Here is a 21687-nt window from a genome sequence, read left to right as displayed (position 1 = left end):
CTGGTCCCGGCCGGCGGACCGGCCCGCGTCAGGTGGTGCGGTTGCGGCGCCGGCGCCGGTTGAGCAGGGCGAGGGCGGTGAGCGTGAGGGCGGCCAGGAGGGAGGCCGCGAGGATGAGGAAGGCGCGGTGGGCGGGGGTCGGGTCCTCGTCGTTGAGGACGAGCTTGATCACATGGGTCTGCTGGGCGGGGAGCACCGCCCCGGTGCCCGGGTCGGTCGGCAGGACCGCGGAGAGCGCCGCGTACGGGTCGAGCCGCGGGATCGGGGCCGGGTAGGCGGCGGTGGTGAGCCGGGTCGCCACCTCGGGCGCGGTCAGCGCGGGATCGTACGCCCGTACCAGCGCCGCGGCCCCCGCCGTGAACGCCGCCGCGATGGAGGGCCCGTTGCCCAGGAAGTGCCCCCGGCCGCCCGGGCCGATCCCGGTGATCCCCTGCCCGGGGGCCGCGAGGTCCGCGCGGGCCGGGTCGACCGTCGCCGTGCTCCGCCCGCCGTTGATGTCGATGTCCACCACCGAGAGCACCCCGCTCTGCGTGGCCGGCCAGAACGGGATCTGCGGAGGCCCCTGGTCGGTGTCGCTGTCCACCCGGATGTTGTCCGGCACCCCCGCGGCCACGATCAGCACATCGTGCCCGGCCGCGTAATCCACCGCCGAGGTCAGCGCCTGGCTCTGCGTGGCGAAGGCCAGTGACACGTCGATCACCTTCGCCCCGGCGTCGGTCGCGTGCCGGATCCCCGCCGCCACCTTCGCCTCGTCGGGGTTGCCGTCCGCGCCCACGCCCTGCACCGCCAGGATCCGTGCGGCCGGCGCCACCCCGCTGAAACCGCTGCCGGCGGCCGGCGCCGCCGCGATGATGCCGGCGACGAAGGTGCCGTGCCCCACGCAGTCGTGCCCCGCGGCGCCCGGCGCCGTGACACGTCCCCGCAACGCGGGCGCGGCGGCGGACACTCCGGTGTCGATCACCGCCACCGTGACCCCCGCGCCGCTGGTCAACTGGTGTGCCCGGGTGAGGTCAAGACTCTGCTGGGCCCACGGCACCGCCTTCATCACCGTGCTGGACGGCTTGGTGCAGGAGGACTGCGTCGGGTCCAGGAAGGGCGGCATCACCGGCAGCCGAAGGGCCGGTGCGGTCGCGTCGGTCGAGGGCAGGGGCGTCGGACCGTCGTCGGCCGCGGCCGGGACCGCAGGCACCGCGGCGCCCACCGCGCACAGCAGCGCCAAGCCGGCCGCCAGGGCCCCGCACCGGTTGCCTCGGCCGTCGCCGCTGGTCGCCATGCCGTCTCCGTCCGTACCGCCGTGCCATCGGAAGTGGGGCTGCGGGAACGGCCAGTATCGTACGTCCGGCCGGCCGGTTCCCGGGAAACCGGAGGCAGTGGGAACGCGCCAAGCGGCCGAAATTCACTGGTCGTTCACCGTATCCCGGCGAAATGTCCGACGCGACTGGTTTTTCGTTCAACGTCCCGAAGTATGCGTTTGCCTGACGATACGTCAGGTGAATTGGAGCGGTATTGCAAAAGCGGTTCGGCCAACGAAATGGAGAAGTCACACACTTCACTGCCGTTGATCACTCCCACACGGTATCTTTTCGCGGGTGAGATCACGAGCGGTGTCCGTGCGGTGGCCCTCCCGGGCCCCGGCCAAAGCTGCCGTGCCGCGCCCTGGCTGCACCGGTTCAGTGCGGGGCCCGCGGTGAGCCCGCGCTCGACGCGCCGGAAGAGCCCCGCCGCGCTCCAGGTCTCCGGCGGCGGGTCCGTATACGTCGTGCACGCGCCCGGCCCGCTGCCGGACCAACTCGCCGACGCGGCAGGCTCGTTGATCGGCGCCGCCGCGGTGACCGGCCAGGCGACCGTGCTGGTCGGCGCGGGCTTCGACGACCCCGACCTCTTCTGCGACGAACTCGCCCCCACCCTGGATGAGTTGACCACCTCCGGGGTCAGCCTGCTCCGGCTGGTGATGTCCGGCGGGGCCCTGGAACTCCCCGACCGGGCGGCCCCCGCCCGCCGTATCACCGAGCGCTGGGACTTCGACGTCCTCGCCCCGGCCGGTGCGGCCGTGGTGGTGCCCGGCGGCACCCTGTTCGCCCCCGACCTGCCCGGCGCCCCCGGCGCCTGGTGGCACTTCTCCCGCGGCCTGCTCCCGCGCCGACTCGGCGCCCGCCACCCCGAACCCAGCTGGCACACCGCGCTTGACCGGGTCGCCGCGGACACCGCCGAGGGCTGCGTGGTCCACCACGTCCCGGCCGGCCTGCTGATCCTGCCGTCCGGCGTACCGCCCGAGGGCGTGGACGCGATCCGCTTCGCGCTGCCCGTCGACCCCGCGGGACCGGTCCTGCTGGTCGGCGCGGCCGGCGCCCCGCCCGTCCCGGCGGACGCCCTCGCCGATGTCGTCGCGGCCCTGCCCGCCCAGGTCCGCGGCACCGTGCGGCTCCTGCCCGGCGACAGCCGCGACCTGCTGCTCACCGGCCAGGAAGTCGCCGACCTGCTCGGCATCGAGGTCCAGGTGGCCAACGGACTCCCGGTCCTGCTGGACGACGGGGCCGCCCGCCCCGGCTCCCCCTGGGACCACCCCACCCGCGGCGCCACCCCGCGCACGATGCTGCTCGACGCCGACGGCAACCCCTCCTGGCGCCCGTATGTCGAGGCGGTCACCTGCATGCCCGCGACTCCCGCTCCCCGCCTGGCCAGTTGGCGCCCCCCGATCGGCGGCCTGCGCCCCGGCCCGGAACCCGGCACCCTGCTCCTCGACCGCAACTGGCAGGTCGCGGTCACCCGCGCGGGCCTGTGGATCGGCCCCCGCACCACCCGCATCCCGGACGAGGCCGCGAGCCGCCCGGTCGAGCCCGACGTGATGGCCATCGACCTCGGCCACCCCGACGAGGTCCTCGACGAAGCCACCCTGCTGCCGCCGCTGCAACGCCTCTTCGCCGCGCTCCAGGACGACGTACGCGAGCGGACGATGATCCAGGTGCACGGGGAGGCATCGCCTGAGGCGCTGCGGGCCCTGCGACGGCTCGCGGTCCACCACGGCCTGGCGGTCTCGCCGCGCGGCTGGCGGGCGATGGGGGTCGGGGTCGCCCCGGCCGGGCCCGCGGCTCTGTCGGCGGTACCCGACCCGGTCGCACCCGCACCCGCGGCGATACGGCCCCCGGCGGAGGCGAGCGCCCCTGAGCGTCCGGCCGCACCTGCCCGGCCCGTGGCCACCGGGGCGGCGCCGGACCTGAGGATCGCGGGCGAACCGGCCCGCCGGACGACCCCGGCCGCCGCACCCGATCCGGCGCCGCCGCGCCCGCCGGTCACCGAGTCGGGCGGCCGGCCCGCGGAGCCGCCGGCAGCTGCGGGCGGTTCTGCGGCGGGCGTACGGTCGTCGGTCACCGAGTCCGGTGGGTCTTCGGACGCCGGGTCGCCGGCCGCCGGGAGCAGCTCTGCGGCGGGTGTACGGCCGTCGGTCACCGGGCCGGGCGGCAGTGTCGGGGCGGAGCCGCCGGTCGGCGTACGGTCATCGGTCACCGAGTCCGGTGGGTCTTCGGACGCCGGGAGCGGTTCCCTGGTCAGCGAGGGCCGGCCGACCGCGCCCGGGACTCCGCGTCCGCCGGTCACCGAGTCGGGCGGCGCGCGTACGACCCGGCCGGAAGCCGAGAGCGCGGGGGAAAAGTCCGGTGCCGGGGCCGAAGCGGCAGGTTCGCCGGCCGCGGCGACGTCCGGGGGGCGGGCGGCCGAGAGCTCGCCTGCCTGGCCGGTACGGGAGTGGGCGTCGCCCGCCCGGACCCCGGACGAAGCGGAAGCGCCCGTGCGCCCTGCCGAACCGAGCCCGCCCACGGGGCTGAGCGGACCGAAGGCGCCCGAGGGCGAAGAGGAGCCGTCGGCAACCGCTGCCGTACCCCCGTCCGAAGCGCCCGGCCGGGACGCCGCCGGGGACGGCGCCGAGGACACTGCCGGGGCGTCCGCCGAGGACACCGCCGAGGACACTGCACCCGCCACCGCCGAGGACACGGCCGAGGACACCGCCGAGGAAGCCACGGCGGCCGGACCGTCCGGGTCCCAGGCCGGGCCCGAGTCCGAGGCCGGCATACCCGCCGCGGAAGAGGAGTTGCCCGAGCCCCCGCGGCCGGTGCCCTCCGTGTCGGCGGCCGGCGGCCTCGGCCCGGAGCCGGTCACCCCGGAGCCCGACGACGCCGAACTCCCCGAGCTCCCGCCCGCCGCCGTGGTCACCTCCGGCGGCCCGGGGCCCGAGGCGTGGGAAGGAGCGGCACCGGCCGGGCCCGCGGAACCGTCGGCGGCGCCCCCGCTGCTGCGGGGCGTCTCGTGGGTCCCCGTCACCCCCGGCCACCACAGCTCCGACGCCGAACGCGACGCCGTACGCGCGTACTTGGGCCCGCGATGGGACCACCACAGCGCGGCCGTCACCCGCGCGCTGACCCGGGTCCCCGCACTGCGCAGCAGCGCACACCCCGAAGAGGTCGCCGCCGACCTCGCCGCGCTGCACGCCTACATGACCGCGGTGGACGACGAGACCCACCGCGACCTGCGCGAGTCGCTGGCCGGCGGCCGGAGCGAACTCGTACCGGTCCTCGCCTGCCTCGCCTCCGGGCTGCGGCGCCTCCCGTCTTACCGCGGCGCGGCGGTCCGCCCGGCCGGCGGCGTACTCGGTGAGGCCGCCGAACTCCTGCTGCCAGGAGAGGAGTTGGGCGAGGCCCTGCCCGTGAGCGGGGTCGCCGTCGACAAGGGCTACCCGACCGTGGCCGCCGACCACTACCTGATCTGGTCGATGACCGGCCGCCGGGCCAGTTCGCTGCTCGGCGACGCCGAAACCGCGGCCGGCGGCGACACCGCCCCGCATCCCGACGAGGTGCTGTTCGCCCCCGGTACCCGTTTCCGCCTGCTGGCCGTCGACAGCCGGTCCGGTGCGACCGTGATCCTGCTGCGTGAACTCCCGGAATCCGCGCCGTCGTCGGCGGCAACACCGGGTCAACTGGACGACGCCGACACAGCCGCGCTCAAGCGGCTCCAAGCCATCAAGGACCAGCCCGCCGCGGTGGGTTCGGCCCATCAAGCGCCCGAAAGGTGCGCCGGACCACTCGGCGTGCTGGGCGTACCGGAAACGCCCGTCCCGGGCAGCACCACCCCGTAGTCCCAGCGCAACTCCCGCTCAACTCCCCCCGCCAGCACAGTCGATAGAGGAGGACGGATGGCCCTGGATCATCCGGTCGGCGGTCCGCCGCCCACCGTCGGGACGGCCACGCCGACCGCATCGCCGCGCATCCGCCGCGCGATAGCCCTGCCGCTGACCGAAGGCGACCACAGCGGCGCCGCCGCTTCGGCCGCCATCGCCGCCGCCCAAATGGTCGCGACCAGCGGCGGTACGGCGACCGCCACCGCTGTGGCGACCGGCCGCCGTACCGCTCCGGCCCGGGCCGGACGGGCAGCGGCGACTCCGGCCGCGGCGAGCGCGGTCCAGCCCGGAAGCACGCTCGCAGGACGCCTCTTCCGCCCGGATTCCTGGCGCCAGCAGCAGACCGCGGCGACCGGTGCGGAGCCGGCCGCGGCCACCGCGGCCCAGACCGAGGCCGCCGAAGCGACTCTCACCGGCGCCCTGGCGGCGGCCCTCGCCGAGGGCCACCCCGGCCGGCCGGCAAGGACCGCGGCGGCGGGCGGCACCAAGCACGGCCGGTGGCCGCTGATGACCGCGGCGGCTTTCGCCGGCGCGGTGCTGGTCTCCGTGCCGTTCCTGCACAACAACCGTGACACCACGACCAATTACGAGGGCGCGGGGCACCCGCTCCCGATCGCCAGCCTGGACGGCCCGGACGACGAGGGCGACCACGGGAGCGCGGCCGGTCCCGACGGCTATGCCAGCCAGATGCCCCGGGACTCGGCGAAGGACTCGGCGAGCCCGCTGGTCCCCGAGCCGGAGCCCGGCACCGGGGTCAGGGCAGCCGTCCCGGCACCGGGGAAGGCGCACAGCGACACCGCGGTGGTGCCGAGCACCGGCCCGTTCGCGACGCAGCCGGCACCCGGCCCGTTGCTCCCGGGCGGAACCCAGAACGACCTGCAGATCCCGTCCGCCGGCGGCCCGTACGCGCCGCAGCCGCTCGTCGGCATCGGCAAGCCGCAGACCCTCGTCGACGGCTTCCCCTTCGCCCCTGCCTTCCCGGTCATTCCGGGGACCTCGGACGACGACGCCACCCCGGCGACACCGGCGAAGCCCAAGGCGTCGCCGCACAAGGACACGGACAAGGTCACCAAGCCGAAGCTCCCCATCCTGAAGTTCGTCGCCCCGGCGACCACGGCGCACACGGACCTCGCCCCGGCGAAGACCGAACCGAAGTCGGAGCCGAAGACGGCGGCGAAGCCCGTGAACAAGCCGGCGGCTACCACCACGACCTCGCAGGAACCCAAGAAGGACGTGGTCAAGGCCGCGGTGAAGTCGTCCACGGACACGAAGTCCGCGGACACGAAGACGGACACGAAGACCACGTCCACGGACACCAAGGGCTCCACGGAGGAGCAGGCCAAGCCGACGACGACCGCGTCGAAGCCGGCGGCCACCGATGCTCCGGTCAAGCACCCGGTGACGAGCCTGGTGGTGGCGAAGCCGGAGACGGCCAAGCCGGACGCGTCGAAGCCGGACGCGTCGAAGCCGGCGGACTCCACGAAGACCACCGGTTCGACCACGACCGCGGACCCCGCCAAGACCACGACCGGCACCACGGTCACGGACCCGGCGGTCACCACGCCCGACGCCGACAAGCCGGCGACGGACGGGCCGGGTTCGGAGCAGCCGGAGATCGCGGAGAAGCCGGGTACGGACCCGACCGGCGCGGACACCCCCGACTCGCCGGACACCCCGGACTCGCCCGACACCCCGGACGTGAAGACGCCCGACACGGTGCGAACCGTCACCGGCCAGCCGTCGGCCGACAAGCCGACCGCCGACAAGCCGTCGGCAGACAAGCCCGCCGCCGACAAGCCGAGCGCGGACAAGCCCGCCGCCGACAAGCCGGTCATCCACCAGCACACCACCCACCGGCCGACGCACGTCAAGTCCGTGCACGCCAAGCCCGATCCGGCCAAGGCGGACCCGGCGCCGGCCGCCCCCGCGACGCCGCACTGGCACTCGAAGAGCATCAGCTCCACCTACGTCCTCCACACCGGTGACTCCGTGGCCACCAACCGCATGCGTATCTCGATGCGGCCCAGCGGCAGCCTGGTGATCTCCGACGAGGACGGGGTGATCCGCTGGTCGTCGCACACCCAGGGGCAGAACAACCGCGCGGTCTTCCAGGATGACGGCCACCTCGTGGTCTACAACGACGCCAACCAGACGCTCTGGTCCTCCGGGACCGCGGGCAACCCCGGCGCCCACCTGAACATCCAGAAGGACGGCAACGTCACCATCACCTCCCCGTCCGGCTCGCCCCTCTGGGCTGCCGGCACCCAGCACTGACCCGCACCACCCCTGAGTGCCCCCGCACGGAACCCACCGTGCGGGGGCACTCTGCGTCCGGGTCCGGCCGGCCCGCAAACCCGCCCGCAGGGAAGCCGCCGACGGACGAGTCCACCGTCCGCGCCGTGCCCGCCTCGGCCGCCGAGCAGGAGAACCTGCGCCCCGCCGCCGGGAGGGCGACCCCCTCGGCACCACCCGGGCCGAGCCGGCGGCCCGGGTCAATGACTTCCGGGGGCCGACGCCTTCACCCACGGCCCCGCCCTGACGACGACCCGGCCCGGCCCCTGACGGCCGTCCGCGGCAGCGGCCCGACCGGATAGCTTGGGCGGATGGACGTACTGCGTTACGTGGCCTTCGCCACCGATCCCGCCGGAGGGAATCCCGCCGGGGTCGTCCTCGACGCCGCCGGGGCGGACGACGCCGCGATGCTGGCGGTCGCCGCCGAAGTGGGCTTTTCCGAGACGGCGTTCGTGGTGCCGCGGCCCGACGGGGAGCTGGACGTCAGGTACTTCAGCCCGCTGGCCGAGGTGCCGTTCTGCGGGCACGCGACGATCGCGACCGCGGTGGCGTACGCGGAGCGGTACGGCGTGGGGGAGTTGGCGTTCCACACGCGCGCGGGAGTGGTCCGGGTCGGTACGTCGGCCGACGGCACCGGACTCGTCACCGCGGAGCTGGTGAGCGTACCGCCGCGTACCGCACCGCTCGACTCCGCCGGCCTCACGGCGCTGCTGGCCGCGCTCGGCTGGTCGGCGGCCGAACTGGACCCGGCGCTGCCGCCCCGGGTCGCGTACGCCGGTGCCTGGCACCCGGTGATCGCCGCGGCCCGACGCGACCGGCTGGCCCGGCTCGACTACGACATGGCCGCGCTGGGCGCGCTGATGAGCGACCGCGGCTGGACGACGGTCGATCTCGTCCACCGCGTGTCACCCACCGTCTTCCACGCCCGGAACCCGTTCCCGCCGGGCGGGGTGGTCGAGGACCCCGCCACCGGCGCCGCCGCGGCCGCCTTCGGCGGCTACCTGCGGGAACTCGGCCTGGTGCCTCTGCCCGCGACCCTCACCGTCCACCAGGGCGACGACATGGGGCGCCCCAGCCTGCTGATGGTCACCGTCCCGGAAGCGCCCGGCAGCGGCATCGCCGTCCGCGGTACGGCGGTCGCTCTCACCTGAGCGGACCCCCGGCCCGCGGCGGGCGCGCCCGGGACCGGCGCCGGAACCGGGCGGGCTTCCGGTCCGCGCCGCACCCCGGGGGCCCGCCGCCCCGGGTCAGGCGCCCGGCTTCGCGATCAGCAGCTCCGTGTTGTGGTCCGCCGTTCCGCCGAGCTTGGCGGCCGGTGTCGCGAATGGGTCGTTGTAGGACAACTCCCGGTAGAGCGCGGCCAGTCCGGCGTCCGAGGTGCTGCCGAAGTCGGTGACGTAGGGCGCCGCCGACTCCACCAGCGTCGTGAACAAGGAGAGCGTGCCGTCCGCGTTGTCGGCGATCTCGATGATCCGGGCGTGCTGCGGGAAGTCGATGTGCGAGGCGGTGTTGATCTCCCAGAAGGCGCGCTCGGGGACGGCGTGGCCGTGCGGGGTGATCAGATTCGCGTGGGTGTGGCCGTTCACCCAGGCCAGCACGTTGGGGTAGCGCTGGAGGAGCGTGACGAGTTCGTCGCCGCTGTGCCGGCCGTCGAAGAGGTTGTACGGGTCGGGGAGCAGGTTGCCCATGGTGGTGCTGGTGTGGTGGCTGAAGATCAGGATCAGCTGGTCCTGGGAGCCGCGGCGTACCACGTGCCCGTCCTTGTCGTACCAGTGCGTGCTGTACGACTGCAGCACCGACTCCAGCCACTTCAGCTGCGCGCCGCCGATCGAACCGTCCGCGAAACCGGCCCGGTTGGTGGTGTCGAGGCTGATGCCGAGGACGCCTTCGGCGACCGGGAAGGTGTAGTAGAGCTTGCCGCTGGAGGCCGCCGCCGAGGTGAAGCCGTGACCGGCCGGACCGGCCCCGGTGTACGCCGGGTTGAGGTGCGCCTGCGCGAACTGCTGGGGCGTGAAGGGTGCCCGGCGCGCGTCGGGCGTGATCTGCCGGACCGGGCCGCCGCCTTCGAGCAGTTGCAGGAAGAGGAGGACGGCGGAGGCCGGGTCGTGCTGGATGGCGTCCGCCAGTTTGGCGGCGGTGGCGTCGTCCACACCTTCGATCTTGCCGTCGCCGGTGTAGAGGGAGTTGAGCAGGCCGAGGTCGGGCAGCGTGCCCTCGATGCTGTCGTCGTGGTTGCCGACCGTGGTGTACCAGGGCGTCCGCAGGCCCGGCGCGGTGAACGGGCGCCCGGCGGCGGCCAGATACCCCGGCACGTGGGGGAAGCCGGCCTTCTTGTAGTCGTCGAGGAAGGACGACTCGGGGTTCCAGTAGGCCGTGGAGCCGGAGTTCTGCACGCCTTCGTAGCGGCCCGGGTCACCGGTGTTCGGCGTGATCCGGCCGCCGCTCATCACCTGGAGGTACCAGTCGAGTTCGACCTGTTCGTGGTTGTCGGTGTTGTCGCCGGTCGCCATCACCAGCGAGAAGGGGGCGCCCGTGTAGGGGCCGCCCGGCAGCGAGTTGACCCGCTCCACCAGTGACGACGCACCCCGTACGGTCAGGGCCTCGTGCGGGCGGTGCGCGGAGTCGATGTACCGCGCCAGGTACTCGAACCTGACCGGCGACTCGGTGTCGGCCAGGTGCAGGTCGGTGAACTGCACGAAGGAGGCGAGCGCGGTGCGGCGGTCGTCCCGCCCGGCCGCCGCGGCGGCGAGTTCGCCGCGCACCACGACCGGCCACCCGGGTCCACCGCTCAGCCGGAAGTACGGGCCGGCGCCGCCCGGCGTCGCGACCTGCTCCAGCGTCGTGCCCTCGACCCGTACGGCCCGGGCGGCGGACGCGGCCAGCGCGCGGTCCCTTTCGGCGGCGGACGCGTACCGCCCGTCGGCGAGGGTCAGCGCGGCCGCGGCGGCCATCGCCGAGGCTCCGGTGAGGAATTGCCGTCTGCTCTGTGGACGCATGCCGGTGTCTCCTGGGGTGAGGTGGGCGTGCGGGCTCGGTACGTATTACCAGCCGGTAACGGCCAACCGCCAGGGTGACGACACCCGTTGGCCACCACATGAACCCTCCGTGACACCCGGGCCACCGCCGCTGGGACACTCGCCCGCGGCCGGTGGGGACGGCGAAGAGGCCGGGCGTGGTCGGCGCCCGGCCCCCTGCGTACCAGCCGTGTTCAGCGGTGCTGAGCCGCGCTCAGCCGCAGTGGCCCTGCGCCGAGACGAACTGGTCCGCGATCATGCCCCGCCAGCTCACGCACTGCGCCCGGGCCGGAAGGTAGACCGGGCCCGCGTAGGTCGTGTACGCCCCCGAGTCCGACGCCCCGATCTCCGTGTTGCCGGTCAGGAAGATCCCCGCCAGCATGTAGACCGCAGGACCCGGCTTGGTCCGCACGGTCACCACGCAGTTCTCGCCGGTACGGTCGTTCCAGGTCAGGTAGACCGTGCCCGCCCTGCCGACGTTGACGTGGTCGACGACGCCGTAGCCCGCCCCGCACGCCTTGTTGTAGGCGACGTTGGCGGGAGCCGTGGCCGCGGTCGCGGTCTTTGCCGAGGCCGTGACCGCCGATGCCGTGGTCACCGGAGCCGTCGCCGGCGCCGTGGCGGTGGAAGCCGGCGCGGATGTGGCGGCCGCTCCCGCCGAGGCCGGGATCGCGAACGTGCCGAGCAGACCAGCGGCGGCCAGCCCCGTCACGACGGCACCCGTACGGATACGCTTCATGTGATTCCCCCATGTGATGTCGGTGGGCGCTTCCCGCACCCGACAAGTGAGACCAGTGGGGCCGGCGGTCAGTTGTGGTGGAGAACGTCACCGTTCTGTCACCGTACCGTCCCGGGGAGTAACCGGGGGGAACGGCGGGGAGCATTCAGAGAGTGACCGGTGACGTATCGGCGGCCGGGCTCGGACAGGAGCCTTGGCTTCCGCTTTACGGAGAACGTGCAACCGCCCGCGGTGGGGTAAGCGTTCTATATACGGAGGCGTCACGTGAAGGCAGATGAGCGGAGCACACGCATGAGTCGGGTCAGGACCAGCATTGGCATCGCACTGTTGGCCGGTGCGGTGCTAGCCGGCACCACCGCCTGCGGCGGGAAGGACAAGACCACGTCGTCCTCGGCCGCGGCCGACGACGGGAAGGCGCCCGCGACCAGTACCGCCACGCCAAGCCCGAAACCGACCAAGCCCAAGCCCAAGGGCCCGGCGATGCTGCTGGACACCATCACTCCGCAGACCGGGACGACGGTCGGCGTGGCGATGCCCGTCTCCGTGGTCTTCAGCAACCCCGTGGCGACCTCGGCCCGCGCCGGGATCGAGCAGCACCTGAAGATATCCACCTCGGTGCCGACCACCGGCGCCTGGCACTGGTTCAGCAGCACCCGGGTGGACTTCCGGCCGCAGGCGTACTGGAAGTCCGGTACGAAGGTCACCGTCGACGCCGATCTGACGAACGTGCCCAACGGCAACGGCCGCTACGGCACCCACAGTTACCACCACTCCTTCACCATCGGCGACGACAACGAGACCAAGGTCGACGTCAAGAAGCACAGCCTGAAGGTCTTCCACAACGGACAGGTCGTCAAGACGTTCCCGATCGACGCGGGCAGCCCGACCTGGCCGTCCTGGGACGGGACGATGGCCGTCATCGACAAGGCCACCAAGGTCCACATGACCTCGTGCAGCGTCGGGATCAGCTGCAACAAGAGCGACCCGGACTACTACGACCTCACCCTGCCGTGGGACGTGCACCTGACCACCTCGGGCACGTACATCCACTACTCGACCGGTGACCCGCAGCCGGGCCACAGCTTCGGCTCGCACGGCTGCGTCCACCTCTCGCTGGCCGACGCCAAGTGGTTCTACAACTACGTCAAGCAGGGCGACCCGGTCACCATCACCGGCTCGCCGCGCGGCAAGGCCCCCGGCGGCAACGGCTACGCCGACTACAACCTGTCCTGGTCGCAGTGGCTCAAGGACAGCGGCGCCGGCGAGATCACCACGACCACCGTCTGACCCCGGCGGGCCGGCCAGGGCGGTCCGGCCCCGCCCCGGCGGTCCCGTCCGGCGGGTGGGACACGACCGGCCGGGCGGGGATGTTGCGGCAGCGGGCGGGGGCGAAGGAGACTCAGGCCATGTCAGACATGTATGCCGCCAAAGTTTCCGACGTCCCCGACAAGGGCATCCGGCTGATCCCGACGCCGGACGCGACCGTGCCGGAACTGCCGAACGAGGTGAACCTGCTCGGCATGGCCGTCGCCCTGGCCCTGGGGGCCGCCTCCTACGAGCACCACCCGGCGCCCCGGGACCCCGAGGTGCAGACCCTCGACGCGCTGCTCGCGGGGGAGGCCGTCATGCCGTGGCGCCCGGAGGCGGCGGTCGCCGGGGACGGCGAGCCGTACGTGGTGTGCGAGCGGACGGAGAACGGGGCCTACCGCTGCGTCGTGGAGTACCGGGCCTGAGAGCTCCTTACGCCGGCGCATGCGGACAGAAGCTGACCGCGTCGGTTCGTAGCGTGGAGCCGTAAGGACAGCGGCGAACGAACCGACGAGAGGTGGCCGGCATGCCGGAGCTGGTGAAGGCGGAGACCGACGAGCGCGATGCCCTGCTGGCGTTTCTGGACGCGCAGCGGGGCGGGCTGCGGCGGGCGGTGCGCGGGCTGACCGACGAGCAGGCCGCTGCACACCCCTCCGCGAGCGCGATGGCGCTGGGCGGCCTGGTCAAGCACGCGGCGCGCTGCGAGAGCAACTGGATCCAGGTGATCCTGATGGGCCGTCCGGAGCCCGCCGGGCGGCGGACCACCGAGGCGGACTGGCAGGGTCAGTTCCAGCTGCTGCCCGGTGAGACGCTGGCCGGAGTGCTGGCCGAACTGGAGGCGGTGGGGCGGGAGACCCGGGCGGCGGTCGCCACGCTGCCCGATCTCGACGTGGCGGTGGCGCTGCCGGAGGCGCCGTGGTTCCCGCAGGACGGCAAGCGCAGCGCCCGCTGGATCCTGCTGCACCTCATCGAGGAGCAGGCGCGGCACGCGGGCCACGCCGACCTCATCCGGGAGTCGCTGGACGGCGCGGTGGCGTTCGACCTGCTCGCCCAGGAGCAGGCGGCGCGGTAGCCGGTGACGCCCAGCATCGCCGGCAGCGGTGCCTTACCAGGGGCGCGGGGAACTGCGCGCTCAGCCACGATGGGGCCGCATTCCGTCACCGGCCGTTAGGGGCTGTTGCTGTCGTGTCCGGGCCACTGGCCGGTGGTGGGTTGCTCGCGCAGTTCCTCGCGCCCCCTGCGGGGCGGGGTGCCTTACCAGGGGCGCGGGGAACTGCGCGCTCAGCCACGATGGGGCCGCGCTCCGTCACCGGCCCAAAGGGGCTGTTGCTGTCGTGTCCGGGCCACTGGCCGGTGGTGGGTTGCTCGCGCAGTTCCTCGCGCCCCCTGCGGGGGCGGGCACTCCGCGATCCGTGGCCCCCCGCCCCCGGCGGGCACCGCACCGTATTCCGCGAACCGCCGGGGGCGCCGGCTCACGTTTGGGGCGGGTCGTACGTTTACCAGGTGTGAGCAAGCCCCCGTTCGAACAGATCGTGTCGCAGCACGGCCCGATGGTGCTCCGCGTGGTGCGGGCCGTGCTGGGCCCGCATGACGCGGAGGACGCCTGGTCGGAGGCATTCCTGGCCGCGCTGCGGGCTTATCCCGGCCTGCCGGACGACGCGAACGTCGAGGCGTGGCTGGTGACCATCGCGCACCGCAAGGCCATCGACGCCGCCCGGGCCGCCGGCCGCCGGGCCGTACCCGTCGGGGAGCCGCCCGAGCGGCCGGCGCGGACCAGGGAGTACGACCCTGACCTGTGGCGCGCACTGAAGGCCCTGCCCGAGCGGCAGCGGCACGCGGTCGCGTACCACTACCTCGCCGGCCTGCCCTACGGAGAGATCGCCGCGCTCACCGGCGGCAGCACCGACGCCGCCCGCAGAGCCGCCGCCGACGGCATGAAGACGCTGCGCCGCACGTACCCGATGGAGGCCTGACCATGACCGATCCCGAGACCGTCTTCGCCGGCCTGGCGGAACACGACACCGAGGCGATGGCCCGGCTGCACGCCCGGCTGACCCGCGACGCGCAGGCCGACGGCGTGCTCGACATCGCGTACCGCACGCTGGACACCCCCGCCGGGCAGCTGCTGCTGGCCACCACCGAGCAGGGCCTGGTCAAGATCGCCTACGCCGTGCAGGGCCACGAGGCCGTGCTCCAGCAGCTTGCCGACCGGATCAGCCCCCGCATCCTGCGGGCCCCCGCCCGGCTCGACGAGGCCGCCCGCCAGATCGACGGGTACTTCGCCGGCCGCCGCACGGAGTTCCGGCTCCCGCTGGACTGGCGGCTCTCCCAGGGCTTCCGCCGCGAGGTCCTGGCCCACCTCCCGGAGATCGGCTACGGCCGTACCGAGAGCTACGCCCAGGTCGCCCTCGCGGCCGGCAGCCCCCGCGCGGTCCGGGCGGTGGGCACCGCCTGCGCCACCAACCCGCTGCCGGTGGTCGTGCCCTGCCACCGGGTGGTCCGCTCCGACGGCACCCCCGGCCAGTACGCGGGCGGCGCCGCCGCCAAACGGCTGCTGCTCGACCTGGAGGCCGCCGCGTGACCGTTCGGCGCCGCCGCAGTTCCTCCCCGGCCAGGGGTGACCCGACCGGCGGCCCGGGGCCGTTGTCAGTGGGCGCCTCTACAGTGAGGGGGCTCGGTGGAGGAGCCAGGCGGAAGGGGGCCGGGTCAGGTGGACACAGGCACGAAGAGCACGGCCGGGGGACCTCCCGTCACCCGGTGGGACGGCCAGCGCGTCGACACCCGCGACGCCGCCGCCCTGCCCGGTCTCGCCCGCCTGTCGAACTTCGTCCGCAGCGTCCGCACCCCGGAGTTCCAGGGCATCACCTTCCACGAGATCCTCGCGAAGAGCGCCCTCAACCACGTGCCGGACGACGCGCGCATGCTGCCCGGCGAGTGGACGCTCAATCCGTACCGCGGCTGCACCCACGCCTGCCGCTACTGCTTCGCCCGCCCCACCCACACCCGGCTCCAGCTGAATCCGGCCGAGGACTTCGACCGCGAGATCATCGTCAAGGTCAACATCGCCGAGGTGCTGCGCGACGAACTCGCCCGCAAGCGCAGGCTCCCGCCGCGGGTCGCCTTCGGCACCAACACCGACGTCTACCAGCGGGCCGAAGGCCGTTACGCGCTGATGCCCGGCATCATCGACGCCCTCACCGCCGCCCGGGTGCCGTTCTCGATCCTCACCAAGGGCACCTTGATCCGGCGTGACCTGGACCGGCTCGCCAAGGCCAGTGCGGTCACCACCGTGCACCTGGGCGTCTCGGTCTCGCTGCTGGACGACACGCTCCAGCAGTCCGTCGAGCCCGGCACCGCCACCACGGCCGCGCGGCTGGCCACCGTCCGGGCGATCCGTGACGCCGGCCTGGACTGCACCGTCTTCATGTCGCCGATCCTGCCGCTGCTCACCGACCGGCCGGCCCAACTGGAGGAGCTGGTCAGGGCGGTCGCCGGGGCCGGAGCCACCAGCGTCCTCTACACGCCGCTCTATCTGGCGGCCGGCGTCAAGGACGTCTTCTTCGGCTGGCTCCGCGACCACCACCCGGCGCTGCTGCCCGCCTACGCCGACCTCTACGCTCGCGGCTCGGAAACCCCGCGCGCGTACCGGGACCGCCTCAGCGGCCTGATACGCCCGCTGATCGCCGCGTACGGCCTGCCCGACCCGGACGCGGCGGTCGAGGACAAATTCGCCCTCAACGGCCGCACCGAAACCGGACCCGACCTGCTCCAGGACACGCTCTTCTGACCCTCACCGCGGGCTGCCGGCGACGGCCGGCGGCGCCATCGGCTTCTCCCGGGCCGGGGGCCCGCCCCGGCGGACGAGGCGGCGGACCCCGGCGAGGGAGAACAGGCCGGCCGCCAGCAGGACGACCAGCGCCAGGCCACTCGCCCACAGCCCGGGGGCCAGCCCCGGGGTGACATAGGAGCAGGAGAGGCGGGAGCCGCCGCGGAGACCCACCGCGATCAGGCCGCCGAGGGTGTGCGGGGCGCCGGCCCTGCCGCCGTTCACCGAGCACCGCCATCCGGTCACGGCCGGGACGGAGACCACCGCGGTCCCCCTGGTGCCGGGCCGGAAGGTCGCCCGGATCGTATGACCGCCGGCCGTGACCCGGACCGGTCCGGTGGCCTTCAGCCGCGCGATCGCGGCGGCGAGCGCGTGCGGGTCGAGGCAGCCGACCGGGAAGCGCGGTACGGCCTCGGCCCGGTGCGTGCCCAGCGCCACGGTGAACCTGCCGCCGGCCGGCACCGCGCCCAGGGGCAGGATCCCGTCGGCGGTGGTGGGGAAGACCGCGTGCCGCCGGTAGGTGACACCGTTCGCCTGGAGGGTGCCGTCGAACCAGGGCAGGTACGCGTACACCGAACGGCCGGGCGCGCAGGTCGCGGTGAAGGACGTGAACGCCGCCCCCGCGGCGTTGCCGGGCAGCCGCCAGGTGCCGCCCGGGCCGGTGCGCGGCCGCGGTCCGGCCGCGTAGGAGAGCGCCGGGACGGTGTACACCCGGGCGCCGAGCACCCGTTCCTGCCGGGCGAAGACCGAGGTGTCCGGCGCCCCGCCGTCCAGGGTGGCGGCCGGCCGCAGGGTGACGACCGGGGGAGCCGCCACGGTGCGCCGCACGAAGCCGTTGTGGGCGCTGCCGGGCGCGTGGGCCAGATAGCTGCGCACCCCCATGATCGCCCGGCCCACCGGGTCGTCGACGCTGAGCAGGTGGCGGCCGTGCATGAACCAGCCCGCGCCCAGGCCCCGCAGCGTCACCGCGCTCTGCTCGGGCACGTAACTGCTGTAGTAGGCGCCGCCCTCGCCGCCCAGCAGCAGCGGATCGTTGTCCGCGAAGGCGTGCGGCCCGGGGTCGGAGCGGCCGGCCGGCCAGCTGTCGGCACCGCGGACGGCGGTGCCCGCGGCCAGCGTCGCCGCGTCGATGGTCCGCTTCGGCTGCCACCAGGGACTCTGGTCGCGGATGACGGTGACGAAGAAGGCGTTGTACGCGGTGGCGATGAAGACCGAGCAGGTCAGCGCGGCGGTGATGGCGATCCGCACCCGCCGGTCGCCCCGGTGGCGGTGGAGCAGCAGCAGAAGCCCCAGCGCGAGGACGGCGTCGGGGACGGTCAACAGCCAGGCGGCGGGCCGGAGATACCCGCTGCCCAGCACGGCGAGCAGCAGTACCGCCAGCGCGCCCGCCCCGGCCAGCAGTTCGCCGGGGCGCGGCCCGCGGGCGAGGGCAAGCCAGGCGACCGCGACGAGCATGGCGGTCAGCGCGATGGACGCCCGGTAGGGACTGCCGTTGGGCATCGCCAGACCGTGCCAGAGCAGGATGGTCGGCTGCCAGACGTACGAGAGGGCGACGACCAGCAACAGGGCGACCCACAGGGCGCGTTCACGGCCCGGCACGCGGCGCATGAAGGGGAAGGCGAGGACCAGCAGCAGGGCGAGCAGCCCGACCGAGATCTGCGGGGCGCTGGGGTACAGCCCGCCGGGCAGCAGGTGCGCGAGGTAGTCGCGGAGTGCGGGCGGCCCCGGGTAGGTGATGACGGGCGGTGGCTGGGAGGCCCGGCTTGCCTTGTAGGTCACGGTGAGCACCGGCGCGGCGAGCAGGATGCCGGTCGCGGTCATGGCGACGGCGCGCAGCAGGATCCGTCCCCGGTCCCGCCGCGGGCGTTCGTCGAGGGCGAGCCGGACCAGCAGTACCAGCCCCATCCCGAGGGTGGCCATCGCCGCGGTGTAGAAGTTGCCGGCCCAGGCGACGGTGACGAGCAGCGCGCCGCCCACCCAGCGGCGCCGGCGCAGGCACCAGTCGGCGGCGATGCCGAGCAGCGGGAAGGAGACCAGGCCCCAGGTCCACATGGGGTCGGAGAAGCCGTTGGAGATGCTCCAGGCGCTGACGCCGTAGCCGACCGCGAGCAGCGCCCGCAGCCAGGGCGAACCCGGGCGCAGCAGGCCGAGCCAGACGGTCATCATGGCCGCGCCGAGGCCCATGCTCAGCAGGGTCACCAGGAAGACCGGCGCCTGCACCGCGTCGCGCGGGAAGAGCACGGTCAGCCAGGAGAACGGGTCCATGAGGTAGGTGAGGAAATCGGCCAGGAACGGGACGCCGTAGCCGCTGCCCCAGTTGAAGAGCAGGTCGCCGGTGGACCGGCCGTGGGCCAGGTCCCACAGGTGCTCGTGGAAGGGCACGAACTGGTTGCCGAGGTCGTTCACCGCCCGTGATCTGGGCCCGAACGGATAGGTGCCGTGCACGGCGAGCGCCAGGCAGTAGGCCGCCATCGCGACCGCCGAGGAGAGCAGGGCGGCCGCGGCCTCGGCCCCGGGCCGGCCCGGTCGGCGTACGCGGTGCCGCTCGGGCGTCGGGGCGCCCGGTTCGATGGTCACGTGGGTCAGCACCGTCTGTATCGCCCCTCGTATGCTCGGCTCGTACCGGCACCCTACTACTACACTGTTTGTAGTAGCGTAACTGGAGATGAGACACGATGGCCCCACCACGCCGGACCCGCGGCAGCCTGGAACGGGACATCCTGGCCGTACTCGCGGCGGGCGAACGGCCCATGACGCCCGCTCAGGTCCGCGAGGCGCTGGGCGGCGAACTCGCCTACACCACGGTGATGACGGTGCTCGCCCGGCTGCACGCCAAGGGTGAGGCGGCCCGGCAGCCGAGCGGACGCGGGTACGCGTACGCGGCGCCGCGGAACTCCACGGAGGTGACGGCGGAGCGGATGCAGCGGCTGCTGGACGCGGACGTCGACCGGGCCGGGGTGCTGGCCCGCTTCGTCGGGACGCTGGGCGCGGCGGACGAACGCCTGCTGCGGAGTCTGCTGGAACCGGGGGGTGCCGGGGTTCCGGGGGGCGCCGGGGGCGCCGTGGGTCTGGGATCTGGTGAGGATGCGGGAAGCGCCGAGGACACGGGTGCGGGAGGGGCCGCGGAGGCGGGTGCGGACGGCGGCGCGGGGGGTGCCGCGGACGCCGGCGATTCCGCCCCTTCGGGGGATGCGGGCGGGACCGGGGTGGTTGACGGATGACGGACGCGCTCTGGGCGACCTTGGTCGCCTGCCTGCTGTTCATACTCACCGCGCCCTCGCTGGGCCGCCGGCTCCCGCCGTCCACCGCCACCCGGCTGCTCGTGCCCGCGAGCCTCGCCATCGCCGCCTCCACCCTGCTCCTGCTGGGCGTGCTCGCCCTCACCTGGCTGGGGCAACTGCCCGCGGTCGCCGCCCTCGGCCCCTGGTCCACCTCCCGCCTGCAGGCGATCGACCCGGTTCCCGATCCGCTCGCCGCCGTGAGCCTGCTGCTGCTCACCGCGGCCGCCGTACGGACCGCGGTGACCGTCACCCGGCGGCTGCGCGCGCTGGCCGTCGTCTACCAGGCGGCGCGCGGCCCCCGGTCCGCCGACCCGGTGATCGTCCTCGACAGCGCGTGGCCGGACGCGTTCACCACCCCCGCCCCGGCCGCCCGCATCGTCGTCACCTCGGGCCTGCTCCAGGCGCTCACCCCGGCGGAACGCCGAGTCGTCCTCGCCCACGAGCACTCGCATCTGGTGCACCGGCACGTCTGGTGGACCCTGGCGGCCGAACTCGCGGCCGGTGTCAACCCGTTCCTGCGTCCGACGGCCACCGCGGCGGGCCACGCGGTGGAGCGCTGGGCCGACGAGGACGCCGCCCGCAGCGTCGGCGACCGGCAGTTGGTCGCCAGGACCATCGCGCGTACGGCCCTGCTCCAGCACGATGCGCCGCGGTGGGCGGGGCCCTCGGCGCTCGCCGCCACCGGCGGGGACGTGTCCGGCCGGGTGCACGCGCTGCTCGCCCGCCCGCCCCGGCGCCGCCCGTTCGCCCTCGCGGCGCTCACCGCCCTGCTGATCGCCAGCGCCCTGGCCACGTACGCCCTCGAACGCTCCGGTGAGCAGCTCTTCGACGTCGCCGCGCTGCCGGCCCACACCCGCACCGTCGGCCCCGCCGCGCACCACTTCCACCGGCACGTCACCTCCCCCGCCGCCCACGTGACCGGCGCCACCACCCACCCCCGCCGTCCGGCCCACCACGCCACGCGCCACATCAAGGTGGCGTCCCACGAGGCCGCGTGACGGAGCCTGCTGGAGCGGCTTCCCTGGCGGAGCCCGCGGGTGGCGCTCCCGTCTTACGGGCGGGGGCGGTGGGTGAGGGTCCCGCCTTGCGGGCGGGGGGCGGCGGGAGCCGCGGTACGTGCGGGTCCGTTCCGTGGGTGGGGATGCCCGGTGACGGGCCGGAGGCGGCTTACGGGCGGGGCAGCAGGGCCAGGGCGGTGTCGGCGATGGCGCGCAGGGACTCGGGGCTGCTGCCGCCCTTGCCGAGCGCTTCGATGCCGCGGAGAACGGCGAGGACGAGTCCCGCGAGCCGGGCGGGGTCCATGTCCGGGGTGATGTCACCCGCCCGCTGGGCGCCGGCGACGCACGAGGTGAGCGAGCCTTCGATGGCCGCGAAGGTCCGGCGGGCGGTCGCCACCACGGCCGGATCCCGCTCGGAGAGCTCCGCCGTGCCCTTGGCGAGCAGGCAGCCGCGCAGCCAGACGTCCGAGGCCGTGGCGTCGGTCACCGCCAGGATGTGTGCGCGCAGCCGCTCGTAGGCGCCGTCGTCGGGCCCGTCGAGCGCCCGCCCCACCGCCTCGATCAGCCCGGCGCAATAGGCCTCGAAGGCGCGCAGGAAGAGCTGGTGCTTGTCGCCGAAGGCGCCGTAGAGGCTGCCCTTGCCCAGTCCGGTGGCGGTGAGGATGTCGTCCACGCTCGTCGCCGCGTAACCGGTCGTCCAGAACTGGTCCCTGGCGATGCGCAGCACCTCGTCCTGATCGAAGCTCCGCGGTCGTGCCATGCCCCCAGCCTACCCATTCTTGACCGCCTCGTCCAGAATGGGCTACGTTCTGGACGAGGCGGTCAAGAACCCTCCTGGCCACCTCGGCCACCCCGGCTGCGGGGCCCTCCGCACCAGGTCACGTGCGCCCACCGCGGCACGCGGCAGCGCGGGACGACGCACCCGGGACCGGCCAACTCCGCCTCCTCCCGGGCGCGTTCACCGGCCCACCGGACGCCCGGGTGAGCCACCGGAAGCGCGCCGCCCTCCGGCAGCGGACGGCCGAGGCACCCGGGCGGGACCGCAGCACCTCGGCCCACCCC

The 21687-nt window shown here is 74.2% G+C and carries 16 protein-coding genes; 11 read left to right on the top strand and 5 right to left on the bottom strand.

What is annotated here, in order from left to right:
* Nucleotides 1-28 precede the first annotated feature (28 nt).
* On the bottom strand, nucleotides 29-1273 hold the full coding sequence (locus OG552_RS15695; protein ID WP_329133363.1) for a S8 family serine peptidase: 1245 nt from the start codon (nucleotides 1271-1273) through the stop codon (nucleotides 29-31).
* 414 nt (nucleotides 1274-1687) lie between these two features.
* On the opposite strand from OG552_RS15695, the gene OG552_RS15690 reads away from it, so the two are divergent.
* The 3 genes from OG552_RS15690 (at nucleotide 1688) to OG552_RS15680 (ending at nucleotide 8610) form a co-directional block, all read left to right on the top strand.
* Nucleotides 1688-5125, top strand: a complete 3438-nt coding sequence (locus tag OG552_RS15690; RefSeq protein ID WP_329133361.1) for a hypothetical protein — start codon at nucleotides 1688-1690, stop codon at nucleotides 5123-5125.
* Nucleotides 5126-5182: 57 nt separating this feature from the next.
* Nucleotides 5183-7441: a hypothetical protein gene (locus OG552_RS15685; protein WP_329133359.1), complete on the top strand. Its 2259-nt coding sequence runs from the start codon at nucleotides 5183-5185 to the stop codon at nucleotides 7439-7441.
* Between the two features lie 329 nt (nucleotides 7442-7770).
* Nucleotides 7771-8610 carry a PhzF family phenazine biosynthesis isomerase gene (locus tag OG552_RS15680; RefSeq protein WP_329133358.1) on the top strand — a complete coding sequence of 280 codons (840 nt, stop codon included), beginning with the start codon at nucleotides 7771-7773 and terminating at the stop codon, nucleotides 8608-8610.
* Nucleotides 8611-8706: 96 nt separating this feature from the next.
* On the opposite strand, the gene OG552_RS15675 is transcribed toward OG552_RS15680, so the two are convergent.
* Nucleotides 8707-10455 carry a TIGR03767 family metallophosphoesterase gene (locus OG552_RS15675; protein ID WP_329133356.1) on the bottom strand — a complete coding sequence of 583 codons (1749 nt, stop codon included), beginning with the start codon at nucleotides 10453-10455 and terminating at the stop codon, nucleotides 8707-8709.
* A 232-nt stretch (nucleotides 10456-10687) separates the two neighbouring features.
* Nucleotides 10688-11212 carry a spore-associated protein A gene (locus tag OG552_RS15670; protein WP_329133354.1) on the bottom strand — a complete coding sequence of 175 codons (525 nt, stop codon included), beginning with the start codon at nucleotides 11210-11212 and terminating at the stop codon, nucleotides 10688-10690.
* Nucleotides 11213-11503: 291 nt separating this feature from the next.
* Here OG552_RS15670 and OG552_RS15665 point away from each other — a divergent pair, with 291 nt between their 5' ends.
* From OG552_RS15665 to OG552_RS15640, 6 genes are all read left to right on the top strand, one after another.
* Nucleotides 11504-12499 carry a L,D-transpeptidase gene (locus OG552_RS15665; RefSeq protein WP_329133352.1) on the top strand — a complete coding sequence of 332 codons (996 nt, stop codon included), beginning with the start codon at nucleotides 11504-11506 and terminating at the stop codon, nucleotides 12497-12499.
* Between the two features lie 119 nt (nucleotides 12500-12618).
* Nucleotides 12619-12945 carry a hypothetical protein gene (locus OG552_RS15660; protein ID WP_329133350.1) on the top strand — a complete coding sequence of 109 codons (327 nt, stop codon included), beginning with the start codon at nucleotides 12619-12621 and terminating at the stop codon, nucleotides 12943-12945.
* Nucleotides 12946-13046: 101 nt separating this feature from the next.
* A complete protein-coding gene (locus OG552_RS15655; protein WP_329133348.1) occupies nucleotides 13047-13592 on the top strand; it encodes a DinB family protein in 546 nt (181 codons plus the stop codon).
* A 433-nt stretch (nucleotides 13593-14025) separates the two neighbouring features.
* The gene (locus OG552_RS15650) at nucleotides 14026-14493 is read left to right on the top strand and encodes an RNA polymerase sigma factor (protein ID WP_329133345.1); all 468 of its coding nucleotides are present in this window, start codon (nucleotides 14026-14028) and stop codon (nucleotides 14491-14493) included.
* A 2-nt stretch (nucleotides 14494-14495) separates the two neighbouring features.
* Nucleotides 14496-15101 carry a methylated-DNA--[protein]-cysteine S-methyltransferase gene (locus tag OG552_RS15645; protein ID WP_329133343.1) on the top strand — a complete coding sequence of 202 codons (606 nt, stop codon included), beginning with the start codon at nucleotides 14496-14498 and terminating at the stop codon, nucleotides 15099-15101.
* Between the two features lie 129 nt (nucleotides 15102-15230).
* Nucleotides 15231-16307, top strand: a complete 1077-nt coding sequence (locus OG552_RS15640) for a radical SAM protein (RefSeq protein ID WP_329133341.1) — start codon at nucleotides 15231-15233, stop codon at nucleotides 16305-16307.
* A gap of 3 nt (nucleotides 16308-16310) precedes the next feature.
* On the opposite strand, the gene OG552_RS15635 is transcribed toward OG552_RS15640, so the two are convergent.
* On the bottom strand, nucleotides 16311-18923 hold the full coding sequence (locus OG552_RS15635; RefSeq protein ID WP_329133339.1) for a YfhO family protein: 2613 nt from the start codon (nucleotides 18921-18923) through the stop codon (nucleotides 16311-16313).
* Between the two features lie 98 nt (nucleotides 18924-19021).
* Here OG552_RS15635 and OG552_RS15630 point away from each other — a divergent pair, with 98 nt between their 5' ends.
* Together OG552_RS15630 and OG552_RS15625 are read left to right on the top strand one after the other, a co-directional pair.
* On the top strand, nucleotides 19022-19567 hold the full coding sequence (locus tag OG552_RS15630) for a BlaI/MecI/CopY family transcriptional regulator (protein ID WP_329133337.1): 546 nt from the start codon (nucleotides 19022-19024) through the stop codon (nucleotides 19565-19567).
* Nucleotides 19564-20625, top strand: a complete 1062-nt coding sequence (locus OG552_RS15625) for a M56 family metallopeptidase (protein ID WP_329133335.1) — start codon at nucleotides 19564-19566, stop codon at nucleotides 20623-20625. Before OG552_RS15630 ends, OG552_RS15625 begins: the two co-directional genes overlap by 4 nt.
* A 169-nt stretch (nucleotides 20626-20794) precedes the next feature.
* Here OG552_RS15625 and OG552_RS15620 read toward each other — a convergent pair whose 3' ends face one another.
* Complete coding sequence (locus OG552_RS15620; protein ID WP_329133333.1) at nucleotides 20795-21385, bottom strand: TetR/AcrR family transcriptional regulator; 591 nt, start codon at nucleotides 21383-21385, stop codon at nucleotides 20795-20797.
* Nucleotides 21386-21687 lie beyond the last annotated feature (302 nt).

Source organism: Streptomyces sp. NBC_01476, assembly GCF_036227265.1.
GTDB lineage: Bacteria > Actinomycetota > Actinomycetes > Streptomycetales > Streptomycetaceae > Actinacidiphila.
Note: the sequence above shows the minus strand (reverse complement) of the source record. Positions and strands in the feature narration are given on the sequence as shown.